The 12,797-nt window shown below is 70.1% G+C and carries 11 protein-coding genes and 1 tRNA gene; 2 read left to right on the forward strand and 10 right to left on the reverse strand.

Features of this window, described 5'->3' with window-relative positions:
- Nucleotides 1–70: 70 nt before the first annotated feature.
- Nucleotides 71–1,570, reverse strand: a complete 1,500-nt coding sequence (locus QNO21_RS12765; RefSeq protein ID WP_257518214.1) for an L-serine ammonia-lyase, iron-sulfur-dependent, subunit alpha — start codon at nt 1,568–1,570, stop codon at nt 71–73.
- A 76-nt stretch (nt 1,571–1,646) separates the two neighbouring features.
- On the reverse strand, nt 1,647–2,090 hold the full coding sequence (locus QNO21_RS12770) for an Hsp20/alpha crystallin family protein (RefSeq protein ID WP_257514112.1): 444 nt from the start codon (nt 2,088–2,090) through the stop codon (nt 1,647–1,649).
- A gap of 259 nt (nt 2,091–2,349) precedes the next feature.
- Here QNO21_RS12770 and QNO21_RS12775 point away from each other — a divergent pair, with 259 nt between their 5' ends.
- On the forward strand, nt 2,350–3,405 hold the full coding sequence (locus QNO21_RS12775; RefSeq protein WP_257518215.1) for a putative endonuclease domain-containing protein: 1,056 nt from the start codon (nt 2,350–2,352) through the stop codon (nt 3,403–3,405).
- Nucleotides 3,406–3,557: 152 nt separating this feature from the next.
- Here QNO21_RS12775 and QNO21_RS12780 read toward each other — a convergent pair.
- A tRNA-Arg gene (locus QNO21_RS12780) sits at nt 3,558–3,630 on the reverse strand.
- Nucleotides 3,631–3,709: 79 nt separating this feature from the next.
- Nucleotides 3,710–4,336, reverse strand: coding sequence for an asparagine synthase (locus tag QNO21_RS12785; RefSeq protein WP_257518216.1), 627 nt, complete (start codon nt 4,334–4,336; stop codon nt 3,710–3,712).
- 241 nt (nt 4,337–4,577) lie between these two features.
- Here QNO21_RS12785 and QNO21_RS12790 point away from each other — a divergent pair, with 241 nt between their 5' ends.
- Nucleotides 4,578–4,775, forward strand: a complete 198-nt coding sequence (locus tag QNO21_RS12790) for a hypothetical protein (RefSeq protein WP_257518217.1) — start codon at nt 4,578–4,580, stop codon at nt 4,773–4,775.
- 65 nt (nt 4,776–4,840) lie between these two features.
- On the opposite strand, the gene QNO21_RS12795 is transcribed toward QNO21_RS12790, so the two are convergent.
- The 6 genes from QNO21_RS12795 to QNO21_RS12820 form a co-directional block, all read right to left on the reverse strand.
- Entirely contained in the window at nt 4,841–5,779 is a 939-nt protein-coding gene (locus QNO21_RS12795; protein ID WP_257518218.1) for an aldose 1-epimerase family protein, read from the reverse strand.
- A gap of 2 nt (nt 5,780–5,781) precedes the next feature.
- The gene (araA, locus tag QNO21_RS12800; protein ID WP_257518219.1) at nt 5,782–7,284 is read right to left on the reverse strand and encodes an L-arabinose isomerase; all 1,503 of its coding nucleotides are present in this window, start codon (nt 7,282–7,284) and stop codon (nt 5,782–5,784) included.
- A gap of 20 nt (nt 7,285–7,304) precedes the next feature.
- The gene (locus QNO21_RS12805; protein ID WP_257518395.1) at nt 7,305–8,888 is read right to left on the reverse strand and encodes a xylulokinase; all 1,584 of its coding nucleotides are present in this window, start codon (nt 8,886–8,888) and stop codon (nt 7,305–7,307) included.
- A 99-nt stretch (nt 8,889–8,987) separates the two neighbouring features.
- Nucleotides 8,988–10,040: an ABC transporter permease gene (locus tag QNO21_RS12810; RefSeq protein ID WP_257518220.1), complete on the reverse strand. Its 1,053-nt coding sequence runs from the start codon at nt 10,038–10,040 to the stop codon at nt 8,988–8,990.
- On the reverse strand, nt 10,037–11,116 hold the full coding sequence (locus tag QNO21_RS12815; protein WP_257518221.1) for an ABC transporter permease: 1,080 nt from the start codon (nt 11,114–11,116) through the stop codon (nt 10,037–10,039). The genes QNO21_RS12810 and QNO21_RS12815 overlap by 4 nt, the downstream gene beginning before the upstream one ends.
- Nucleotides 11,113–12,732, reverse strand: coding sequence for a sugar ABC transporter ATP-binding protein (locus QNO21_RS12820; protein ID WP_257518222.1), 1,620 nt, complete (start codon nt 12,730–12,732; stop codon nt 11,113–11,115). The genes QNO21_RS12815 and QNO21_RS12820 overlap by 4 nt, the downstream gene beginning before the upstream one ends.
- Nucleotides 12,733–12,797 lie beyond the last annotated feature (65 nt).

Below are 12,797 nucleotides of genomic sequence, written 5' to 3' on the forward strand. Positions count from 1 at the left end.
ATCCTTGCTGACGGACCGGGGTTCGGGTGCCTCGATCCTACGCGCGACGCACAGCGCGGCGGCGCGAAGGTCAGCACTCGATGACGTTGACGGCGAGCCCGCCTTCGCTGGTCTCCTTGTACTTCGTCGACATGTCGATGCCGGTCTGCCGCATCGTCTCAACCACCGCGTCGAGCGAGACGTAGTGCGTTCCGTCGCCGCGCAGCGCCAGCCGCGAGGCGGTGACGGCGGTCGAGGCGGCGATGGCGTTGCGCTCGATGCAGGGGATCTGCACGAGCCCGCCGACGGGGTCGCAGGTGAGGCCCAGGTGGTGTTCCATCGCGATCTCGGCGGCGTTCTCGATCTGCCGATTGGTGCCGCCCATGACGGCCGTGAGTCCGGCGGCGGCCATGGCGCACGCCGACCCCACTTCGGCTTGGCATCCGCCTTCGGCGCCCGAGATCGACGCGTTCGCCTTGAAGAGGGACCCGAGGGCGGTGGCGGTGAGGAGGAACCGGCGGATGCCACGGCGACGGTTCGCGTCGGCCATCGCCGGGCCGTCGTCCGCCGGGGCGGCCGCGGCGATCGCTCCTGTCGGCGCGTGGTAGCCGAGCAGGGCGCTGCCGACCAGTTCGCCGTAGGGGGTGACGGCGTTACCCGAGCCCAGGCCCGAGTCGGCGAGGAACCGCCACCAGTACATGCCGACGGCGGGGAGGATGCCGGCCGCGCCGTTGGTCGGGGCGGTGACGACTCGACCGCCCGAGGCGTTCTCCTCGTTGACGGCGAGCGCGAACGCCCCCAGCCACTCCCCCGGGAGCTCGCGGCGACCCTCGGCTTCGGCGTCGTCGAGCTGGGCGCGGATCATGCCGGCGCGACGCTTGACCTTGAGCATGCCCGGCAGCACGCCGTCGGCCCGCAGCCCCGCCTCGACGCACGCCGCCATCGCGTCCCAGATCGCGTCGAGCCCGGCCGCGACGTCGGCCTCGTCGCGCAGCGCCTGCTCGTTGAGCCGCGCGGCCTCGGCGATCGTGATGCCGCGCTCGTCGCACAGCGCCAGCAGCTCTGCGGCACTGGAGTAGTCGAGGGGGAACGGGCGCGTGGCGACCCGAGCTTGCTCACCCTCGCGGCGGATGAAGCCGCCGCCGACGGAGTAGTACGTCTCCTCCGCCACCGTGGCACCGGCGGCATCCATCGCCGTCAGGGTCATGGCGTTCGGGTGCCCCGGCAGGCGGGTGCGCGGGAGGAACGTGACGTGCTCCTTGGCGAACGGCACCGGGTGCGTGCCGTCCAGCCGCAGCGCGGCATCCGGGGGCCACTCGGTCCAGGCGCGGCGCACCGTGTCGGGGTGGACGCTCTCGGGGGTGTGGCCCTGCAGCCCCGCGACGACCGCGTCGGGAGTGCCGTGGCCGATGCCGGTGGCGCCGAGCGACCCGAAGAGGGTGCAGGTCACGCGCGCGACGCTCGACAGGGCACCCGCCTCGCGCAGGCGGGCAGCGAAATCACGGCCCGCCCGCATGGGACCGACTGTATGGGAGCTCGAGGGTCCTACACCGATGGAGAACAACTCGAACGCCGAGACGTACGCGCTCACCCTTCGACCCTACGCGCAGAAGCCCCGGACGGGGGCATCCGGGGCTTCTGTCAGAACTGCGTCAGGACTGTGGCGTCTACTGACCCTGGCCGGACTCGCTCACCTTGAGCGAGGGACCGGAGTCCTCGGTGGTCACCTCGACCTTGCGGGGCTTTGCCTTCTCGCTGACGGGGATCTTCACGCTGAGAACGCCGTTGCGGTAGGTCGCGGCGATGCGCTCGGTGTCGAGCCCCTGCCCGAGGCTCAGCTGGCGCAGGAAGCTGCCGGCCTCGCGCTCGCGGGTGATCCACTTGACGCCCTCGCCGACGTTGATCGTGCGCTCGGCACGGATGGTCAGCAGCTGGCCGTCGACGTCGATGTCGACCGAGCCCGGGTCGATGCCCGGCAGGTCGGCCTCGAGCACGTAGTGGTCACCCTCGCGGTAAAGGTCCATCGGCATCTGTCGCGGACCGCGGCGGGCGGGGTCCATCAGGTTGCTCGCGAAACGCTCCAGGTCACGGAGCGGGTCATAATTCGCCATTCGTGTCTCCTTATCGAGCTGTGCCGGATGCCGGCACCCATCAGGTCGCAAACTTGAGTCGCCTCGACTCAAGTAGCAACAGATTAGCACTCGGCGACGGGAGTGCAAGGGGGGCGGCGGGCGCTCCTCGCGCTTCGCGCGGACTCGCCTGACGCTTGTTGCGGCTTCAGTGCCAGCGAGGCCGCATCACGCGTCAGGTGAGCGCAACGACGCTTCCTGCACAGCGGCGATTGCCGCGGCAGCATCCCACAATCGCGGGATGGCCGACGCGAGCCGGGCCCGAGAGTGGCATGGTCAGCGGATGCCGCAACAGCCCGCTCCCCTGCCACCGGACCTCGGGCAGTTCTTCAGCGCCGCCGAGGCACGCGCACTCGGAGCGAGCCCGGGTCGATTGCGCGCGGCGGACCTCGAGTCCCCCTTCCGCGGGGCGCGCGTCGTGCGTGCCCCGGATGCCACCGGCGATGCCGATCACCCTGCGTCCGGCACCGCGGAGCGGGAACAGGCGCGACGAGAACTTCTGCTCGCACGGGCGCGAGCCTTCGTCACGGTCATGCCGCCCTACGCATTCTTCACGGGCATCACCGCGGCGGCGATCTGGGGCGCACCCCTGCCACGGTCGTCCGCGCGCAACCCGGGGTGCGAACCACTCGATGTGGCCGTCTTCGCCCCGGACCGTCCCCTCCGCACATCCGGCGTGCGCGGCTACCAGACCACACCGTCGCTCACGGCGGTGGTGCGGCACCGCGGACTGCCGGTCGCGTGCCCGGCCTCGACCTGGGCGTCGCTCGGCCGTGTGTTCAGCGTCTCGCAGCTCGTGGTGGTGGGCGACGCAATGGTGCATCAGCACCGCCGCCGTAACGGTGACCCCGGCGGCGTCACCGCAGCACTTGCGACACTCGACGATCTCGCTGCAGCAGCAGCGGCGGGGCGTCGCGTCGGCGTGGTCCGACTGAGACAGGCGTTGCCGCACATCCGAGTGGGGAGCATGTCGCCCGGCGAAACGGACCTGCGCCTCGCACTCACCGCAGGCGGGCTGCCCGAGCCTGCGCTGGACTTCGACCTGGTGGATGCCGCCGGACGCCGGTTCGGCTGGACCGAGATCGCCTACCCGCGATGGCGCGTGCTCGTCGAGTACGAGGGCGACCACCACCGCACCGACCGCGCGCAGTGGCATCGCGACATCGCGAAGCACGCACGATGCCGCGACCTCGGATGGGACGTCGTCCGGGTCACGTCGGCAGACCTATACCCGCGGCCGCACGCCGCCGTCGCGCGGGTGCGACAGGCCCTCGCACGCGCGGGGTGGCGCCCGTAGCCGCTCTCGCGGCGCTCACCTGACCCGCAATGCCGCTTTGGGGGCCTGGAAGCCGCAAGAGGAGTCACGTGAAGGCGTGCAGGCGGACCGGTCCCGGGAAACACGAAAGGCCCCGGCGAACCGGGGCCTTTCGTTACTGTCTCAACACAGTGTGCGCCCGAAGAGACTCGAACTCCCAACCTTCTGATCCGTAGTCAGATGCTCTATCCATTGAGCTACGGGCGCGTGGCCTGCACTGTCGCGCGGGCCTCGTAAAGCCTACCCGACGAGAGGGCGTCGCGCGAATCGGGGCCGCTTCGGCGCGTCAGCCGCCCGCCGCGGCTCTCCCGTCGGGGTCGGAGTCGGGCTCGGCGCCGGCACGCTCTGCAGCGGCGTGGCTCGCCGCCCGGCGGTGCGCGCGGAGCTTGGGGAGATCCACCATGCGCAGCGCCTGCATACGCGCGAGGCGCATCTTGTCGTAGTCCGGCTCCAGGTCCGGCCTGGCCGCCTCGATCCGCAGCGACCGGTCGATGTTCTTGGCCACTTCCGACCAGGCGGCATCCCGGGCGTCGTCGACGAGCTTGACCAGCTCTTCGGGGTCTTCGGCGCGCTCGCGCAGGGCCTGTGCGATGTGCAGCGACTGGTTGCGCCGCTTGCGCAGGTTGCGCACGTCGCGGCTGCGGTAGTCGTGCGTGCCGTCCGAGTCGGTGTGGCGCCCCTTGGCCGCTTTGCGCTCCTTCTCCGCGCGATCGGCGTCGGCTTCCGCCTCGGCGGCGAGGCTCAGCAGCGTCTCACGGGCATCGGGGATGAACCGGGAGGCCTCGAACCCTTCGGCCCCGGTGAGGATGTCGACGAGGATGCGGTTCTTCAACGCCAGCCGCGTCGCCGCAGAGGCGATGTACAGACCCTCGGCGACGATGTCGTCCTGCTTCGGCTTCTTTCGCAGCGCCACGGCACCCCCTTTCATCGATCCTAGGGCGGCGGGTGCGACGGCATCCATTCGCGCAGGAGGAAGCGCACAGCGATGGGCGCGAACTCGCACCGCCGGTCCCCTCGGCTGAGCGGCATCCCTACCATCGACGCCCCGCCCTTCTCAACCGGATGATCCCCACCCCCAGCCCCGATAGCTTCTGAGGACGCTGGTCGGACGAGTGCCCCCCCCCCCCGGCCGACCTTCACGAAAGGAGCGAGACATGGGTTTCATGGACGACGCGAAGGACGCCGCTGAGACGGCCGGCCGCAAGGCCAAGGACGCGTTCGAGGACACCAAGGACCGCGTCGAGGACAGGGTCGACGAGCACAAGGCCGAGTCCGACGTGAAGAAGGCCGAGGCCGAGCGGGACTCCGTCAAGACGCGCAACGAAGTCAAGGAACAGCTGCGCGGCGACTGACCTCACGCGGAAGGGCACCGGTGGAGACCCCGGTGCCCTTCCTCATGTCTGGGAACCGCGTCGGCTCAGATCGCGAAGATGCGCCAGCTCGCCTCGGCCGTGGCCCCCGGCTCGATCACCAGCAGGCCCGTGTCGAAGTCGTAGCGGGGGGCGTTGAAGGCGTCGGGGGCGCACGTCATGGGCTCGACCGCGAGGCCGCCGCGGTGCCCCGGCTGCGCGGGCCCGCCGGGCAGATCGGCGGTGTGCACCTGCACCCACGGGCAGGCGGCGTCCCACGCGATGCCGACACCCTGCCCGGCCGCATCGGTCACCCGCACGGCGGTGATGCCGTCGGCTTCCGCCGCAAGAGCGGTGAACGCGTGGTCGATCTCGGTCGCGCCGATCTGCCGCGGCGTGCGGAAGTCGAACGCCTCGTCCACGGGTCCGAGCGCCGTCGGGATCAACCGGTCGGGCGTGACCGAGAGCACCTCGGATGCCGGAAGCTCGAGCGTCCAGTCGTCGACCGTGCCCTCCCCCGCCACGAGGTAGGGGTGGGGGCCCGTGCCGAACGGCGCGGCATCGGCCGACAGGTTCTGGGCCCGCACCGTCTGGGTGAGCCCGTCGTCACCGAGGGCGAACGTGGTGGTCACCCGCACCCGCCAGGGGTAGCCCGTCTGCGGCTCGATGGTCGCGGCGAGCGTGACGTGGTCTGAGCCCTTGTCGACGGCGTCGAACTCGAGCCAGGCCGCCAGCCCGTGCAGGGCATGCCCACGGTCGGGTTCGGTCAGGGGCAGCCGGCGCTCTTCACCACCGAACGCGTACCTCCCGTCGACGACCCGGTTCGGCCAGGGGGCGAGGGTCGCGCCGCGGTACGCCGGGCGCACCTCGTCGGCGTCGAAGGGCACCACGAGGTGCCGGCCGGTGTGCGTGAACGACCGCAGCGATGCGCCGACGCTGGCGATGACCGCCTCGCAGCGGCCGTGACGGAGGGTGTGCTGGATGCCGGATGCCGGGATGTGCGCCATGATCAGATCCCCTGTGCCAGACGGTAGTACGCCGCGTTCCAGCGCAGCTCTTTCTGGAAGCCGCGCACGGTGGTGTCCTCGTCGATGACGAGCAGCTCGGTCCCCGCGATCTCGGCGAAGTCCCGGAACACCTCGATGCCCACCGCGGTGGTCATCACGGTGTGATGGGCGGCACCGGCGGCCAGCCAGCATCCGGCGCTCGTGGCGAAGTCGGGGGCGGGCTTCCACACCGCGCGTCCCACCGGGAGGTTCGGCAGATCGGGCGCCTCGACGTTCTCGACGACGTTGGCGACCAGCCGGAACCGGTCGCGCATGTCGGACATCGCGACGACCACGGCCGGGCCGGGGTCGGCGGTGAAGACCAGGCGCACCGGGTCCTCCTTGCCTCCGATGCCCAGCGCATGCACCTCGAGCCGCGGCTTGGCGGTCGTGAGCGACGGCGACACCTCCAGCATGTGCGCCCCGAGGATCTTCTCGGAGCCTTCGACGAGATCGTAGGTGTAGTCCTCCATGAGGCTCGCGCCGCCAGGCAGGCCCGCGCCCATGACATTCGCGACCCGCACCAGGATCGCGGTCTTCCAGTCGCCCTCGGCGCCGAAGCCGTAGCCCTCGGCCATGAGGCGCTGCACCGCGAGGCCGGGGAGCTGCTTCAGTGCGCCCAGGTCCTCGAACGACGTCGTGAAGGCGCCGAAGCCACCGGCTTCGAGGAAGGTGCGAAGGCCCACCTCGATCGCGGCGCCGTCGCGCAGCGACTGGTGGCGTTCCGCCCCGGGACGCAGCTCATCGGCGACGTCGTAGAGCTCGAGGTACTCGGCCACGAGGGCGTCGATCTGGGCGTCGGATGCTGCGGCGACGGCATCCGCCAGCTCGTTGACACCCCACGTGTTGACCTGCACGCCGAAGCGCAGCTCGGCCTCGGTCTTGTCTCCCTCGGTGACCGCGACGTAGCGCATGTTGTCGCCGAAGCGGGCGAGCTTGAGGGTGCGGGCGGCCTGCCAGCCGGCGGCGGCGCGCTGCCACTGCTCGATCTGCTCGCGCACGACCGGGTTCGACACGTGGCCGACGACGGTCTTGCGCGCGACGTTCAGCCGCGTCTGGATGTACCCGAACTCGCGGTCGCCGTGGGCGGCCTGGTTGAGGTTCATGAAGTCGAAGTCGATGTCGGCCCACGGCAGCTCGACGTTGGCCTGCGTGTGCAGGTGCAGCAGGGGCTTCTGCAGCGCATCGAGGCCCGCGATCCACATCTTGGCGGGGCTGAAGGTGTGCATCCACGCGATGATGCCGATGACGTCGTCGCGGGCGTTCACCTCGAGGGCGAGGCGACGGATGCTGTCGGAGTCCTTCAGCACGGGCTTCCAGACCACGCGCACCGGCAGGTCGGACAGCCCGGCGACGACGGCCTGGGACTGGTCGGCGACCTGGCGCAGGGTCTCTTCGCCGTACAGGTTCTGACTGCCGGTGACGAACCAGACCTCGTAGGCGTCGAGGGAGGTGGAGAGGGCCATGGTGTTCCTTCGGTTGCGGTTCAGAGTGCGGCGACGGCGGCGGCCTCGATGGCCAGGCCGGCGCGGTAGCGGTCGAGGTAGGTCGCGAAGCCCGCGACGTCGCCGCGGTCGGGCTGGGCGACGGTGACGTCGGCTCCGGCGAAGACGTGGCTGTCGAGGTAGGTCGCGAGGTCGGTGCCTTCGGCGTGGGCGAGGTACGACGCCAGCACGGCGATGCCCCAGGCGCCGCCTTCGGCTGCGGTGTCGCCCACGGCGACGGGGGCCCCGAGTGCGCCGGCGAGGAAGCGCTGGGCGACGCCCGCGGTGCGGAACATGCCTCCGTGGGCGAACATGCGATCCAGCGCCACGCCCTCGGCGTCGAGCACCCGCATGCCGAGGGCGAGGGTGCCGAAGACTCCGTACAGCTGGGCGCGCATGGCGTTGGCCAGGGTGAACGAGCTGTCGGGCGTGCGCACGAACAGCGGCCGCCCCTCGTCGAGGCCTGCGATCGGCTCGCCCGCGAGGTGGTTGTAGGCGATGAGGCCGCCGGCGTCGGCATCGCCGGCGAGGGCCTCGCGGAACAGCGTCTCGTATACGGCATCCGCGTCGAGGGGCTGCCCAGCGGCCTCGGCGAAGCGCGCGAACATCGCCGCCCATGCGGCCAGCTCGCTCGCGCCGTTGTTGCAGTGCACCATGGCGACGGGGTCGCCGGCGGGGGTCGTGACGAGGTCGAGCTCGTGGTGCGTGCGGGCCAGCGGCCGCTCGAGCACGACCATCGCGAAGATGCTCGTGCCGGCGCTGACGTTGCCGGTGCGGGGTGCGACGGCGTTGGTCGCGACCATGCCGGTGCCGGCGTCGCCCTCGGGCGGGCAGAGCGGGATGCCGGGGCGCAGGGCCCCGGTGGGGTCGAGCAGAGCCGCGCCCTCGGCGGTGAGGTCACCGGCGGGCGTCCCCGCCATGAGCACCTCGGGGAGCAGGGCGGCGAGGTCGAGTCCCGTGCCGAGGCCGGCGAAGCGCGCCAGCAGTTCGGGGGCGTATCCGCCCGTCGCCGCGTCGATGGGGAACATGCCCGACGCGTCGCCGATGCCGAGCACCCTGCGGCCGGTGAGACGCCAGTGCACGTAGCCGGCGAGCGTTGTGAAGAAGTCGATCTGCGGCACGTGCGGCTCGTCATCGAGCACGGCCTGATAGAGGTGGGCGATCGACCAGCGGTGCGGGATGTTGACCTCGAACAGCTCGGTGAGCGTGGTCACCGCGGGGCCCGTGTTCGTGTTGCGCCAGGTGCGGAACGGCACCAGCAGCTCACCGGCGGCGTCGAAGGCCAGGTAGCCGTGCATCATCGCCGAGACGCCGATCGCGCCGAACGTGTCGGGCACGACGCCATAACGGGCCTGCACGTCGGCGACGAGGTCGGCGTAGGCCGCCTGCAGCCCCGACCAGACGTCCTCGAGGGAGTAGGTCCACAGGCGCTCCTCGAAGCGGTTCTCCCACTCATGGCTGCCGACGGCGAGCACATCGGTGGGATTCTCGCCGACGAGGCAGGCCTTGATGCGGGTCGACCCCAGCTCGATGCCGAGCGACGTGCGGCCGGCGCGGATGGCCTCGGCGGTCGTCGATTCGTTCATGAGCGTCTGGTCTCCACCCTCTTCACGGAAGAGGGCGTGCGCCCCCTTGAGCACCATCATGTTACCGGTAAAGCCGCGGGTCGCCCCCTGGCCGGGGCGCTACTCGCGCTTCTTGCTCACCGCCCGCTGCAGCAGCACGAAAATGAGCAGGATGCCACCGGTGATGATGGTCGTCATCTCGGGGCGGATGCCGCCGTCGCGGGTGATCAGCACGTTCATGAGCCCCAGCACAAGGGCTCCCACCACCGAGCCGAGGACGTACCCGAAGCCACCGGTCAGCAGCGTGCCGCCGATCACGGTGGCCGCGATCGCGTCGAGCTCCCAGCCGATGCCGGTGATGTTCTGCGCGCTGCCGAGGCGGGAGGTGTAGACCACCGCCGCGACCCCGGAAAGGGAGCCGCTGATGACGTACACGAGCATCTTGGTCCGCGGCACCGGCAGTCCCATGAGCGCCGAAGAGTTCTCGGAGCCGCCGATCGCGTAGACGGTGCGCCCGGTGCGGGTGCGGTGCAGCACGAAGAACGCTGCGAGTACGACGACGAGCGCGATGATCACCCCGGGTGAGACGACGAGGTCGTTGACCTTCGGCCCGTCGATCACCTTGATCTGGGTCCCGAGCGCACGGATCGGCGAATCGTCGCCGAGCCGCTCGGGCACAGTGCTGAGCAGCGACGCGAGGCCCCGGCCCAGGAACATCATCGCCAGCGTCGCGATGAACGGCTGCACGTTGAAGTACTGCACCAGGGTGCCGCTGATCAGACCCGAGACGGTGCCGATGAGGATCATCAGCACGATGACCATCCTGGGGTTCCAGCCCGCGTTGGACAGCATCACACCGGCCACGCTCGAGAGCGCGATGACGGCGCCGACCGAAAGGTCGATGCCTCCGGTGAGGATCACGAACGTCATGCCGACCGCGATGATGATCAGGTGCGCGTTGTTGATCAGCAGGTTCGACAGCGTGCTGTACTGCACGATGCGTCCGTACGACAGTTCTCCGAAGACGACCATGGCGACGAAGATCGTGATCGCGGCCACGGTCGGCAGCACCGAGGGGTTCGAGGTGACGACGCGCCGAACCGATCCGGCGAATCGGGCGAAGCTGGAGGGCCCGGTCGGCGCGCCCGTCGGGCGGCTGTCGACGGCGGTCATACCGCCACCTCCTGTTCGGTGCGAGCCGGGCTCGGCGACGGGGCCTTCGGGGGGCGCCTCCGCTGCACGAACCAGCCGCGCACCCGCTCGGACTGCAGCAGGCAGAGCACCACGATCACGATGGCCTTGAACGCGGGGGTCGCCGAGGACGAGATCCCGAGGAACAGCACCGTCTTGTCGAGCGTCGCGATCAGAAGCGCGCCCACCGCCGCGCCGCCGATCGAGAACTTGCCGCCGGCCAGCGACGTGCCGCCGATCACGACCGCCAGGATGGCGTCCAGCTCCAGTTGATAGCCGGTGCGGCTGACGTCCACCGTCATGACCGTGCCCACCGACATCACCCCGGCGATGCCGGCCAGCACGCCGCTGGAGATGTAGACCGTGAGCAGCAGGCCGCGGGGCTTGATCCCCGCCATCCTGCTCGCCTTCGGGTTGATCCCGATCGCCTCGATCATGAGCCCGAGTGCGCTACGACGCACGATCAGCCCGACCACGACGACGATGGCGATGGCGAGGAAGAACACCACGGGCAGCCCGATGAGGTAGCCGTTGGCGATCCACCGGAAGGGGGCGCTGGATGCCGATGTGTTCTGCCCCGACGTGATCACCTTCGCCAGTCCTCGCCCCGCGAGCATGAGGATGAGGGTGCTGATGAAGGGCTGCAGCCCGACGTACGCCACGAGCACACCGTTCACCGCACCCAGCACGGCGCTCACGATCAGCGCCAGGCCGACGGCCGCCAGTGCGACGCCGACCGACTCGGAGTCGCCGGCAGCCTTCATGAACTCCATCGAGACGGCACCCGCGACGGCCATGACGGAGCCGACGGAGAGGTCGATGCCGCCGGTGGCGATCACCAGCGACATCCCGACGGCGATCATGAGGATCGGCGCGGCGGCGCGCAGGATGTCGATGACGTTGCCCACGAGGTTGCCGTTGGTGGGGTTGATCGACAGGGCAAGGTACCCCGGGTCCTTGAGGACGTTCAGCAGCAGCAGCACGAGGATGGCGACGATTCCCCAGACGAAGGGCTTGCGCATGAGTTCGCGCAGCGCAGCGGATCGGGCAGCGCTCATGACCGGTCCCCCGACCCGTCGGGCTGATCCGCCGGGGAGGCGGCTTGGAGCCCGTCTTCGGCATCGACCAGGCCACGATCGGCGGCAGCCGCGACGCCGTGCGCGGCGATGATGTCGACGACCCGCTCGGCGGTCACCTCCGGGCCGTTGACGATCTCACCGATCTTCTGATGGTCTTTCAGCACCACGATCCTCTCGCTGAGACGCACGACTTCCTCCAGTTCCGAGGAGATGAAGACCACCGAGACGCCGGTCTCGGCGAGCTCGGCGACCGCTTCCTGGATCTCCGCCTTGGCGCCGACGTCGATGCCCCGCGTGGGCTCGTCGAGGATCAGCACCTCGGGGTTCGTCGCCAGCCAGCGACCGAGCAGCACCTTCTGCTGGTTGCCGCCCGACAGGTTCCGGATGAGCCGGTTCGGGTCCGCCGGGCGCACGTTGAGGGCGGTGATGTACTTCCGGACGATCTCGTCCTTCTCCCGGCGCGACAGCGGCCGGGCCCATCCCCGCTCCGCCTGCACCGCGAGGACGATGTTCTCCCGCACGGTCAGGTCCGCGATGATCCCCTCATCTCGACGGTTCTCCGTAGAGAAGGCGATGTGGTGGGCCAGGCCGTCGGCGGGGGTCTTCAGATCGACCCGGCGACCGTGCACGGTGATCTCACCCTGGTCGGCACGGTCGGCGCCGAACAGCAGCCGCGCAAGCTCCGTGCGCCCCGACCCGAGCAGGCCCGCGAAGCCGACGACCTCGCCCCGGTGAACGGTGAGATCGGTCGGCTCGATCGCCCCGCGCCTGCCGAGACCCTGTGCGGTCAGCACGGGTTCCTCGGCGGCATGGTCGCGTCGCTCGACGCGGCGGTTTCCGCCGAGGGAGTTCAGCGTGTCGAGGTCCTTGCCGATCATCTTCGAGATCAGCGACCGGCGGTCGAGCTCCTGGGTTGCATACTCTCCCTCGTAGCGCCCGTTGCGCAGGATCGTCATGCGGTCGCTGATCGCGTAGACCTGGTCGAGGAAGTGAGAGACGAACAGGATGGCCACGCCCTGGTCCCGAAGAGCCCGGATCACCCGGAAGAGGCCCTCGACTTCTGCGGCATCCAGGCTCGACGTCGGTTCGTCGAGGATGAGCACCTTCGCCTTGACGGCCATGGCGCGGCTGATCGCGACGAGCTGCTGCACCGCGATCGAGAGCGTGGACAGCGGCCTGCGGGTGTCGAGGTCGCCGAGCCCCAGCTTCTCGAGCGCCTCGGTCGCCGCCTTGTGCGTGGCGCGCCAGTTGATTCCGAACGGCCCGCGCACTTCGTGCCCGAGCATCACGTTCTCGCCGATCGAGAGGTTGGTCACGAGGTTGACCTCTTGATAGACCGTGGAGATGCCGGCCGCCTGGGCGTCGCTGGTGCCGTGGAGCTGACGCTCCTCCCCGCTGACGGCGATCGACCCCGAGTCGATCCGGTAGACACCCGTCAGCGCTTTGATCAGGGTCGACTTACCGGCGCCGTTCTCCCCCATCAGCGCATGGACCTCGCCCGGGAAGAGACGGAAGTCCACGCCGTCCAGCGCTTTGACCCCCGGGAACTCGATGGAGATGTCGCGCATCTGCACGACCGGCAGTTCTTCACTCATGGCTTCGCATCCTGTGATCGGCCGCGGTGACGACCAGGGCTGTCGACCGCGGTGCGGGGCCTGAT

It is taken from the genome of Microbacterium sp. zg-Y818 (assembly GCF_030246905.1).
Lineage (GTDB): Bacteria > Actinomycetota > Actinomycetes > Actinomycetales > Microbacteriaceae > Microbacterium.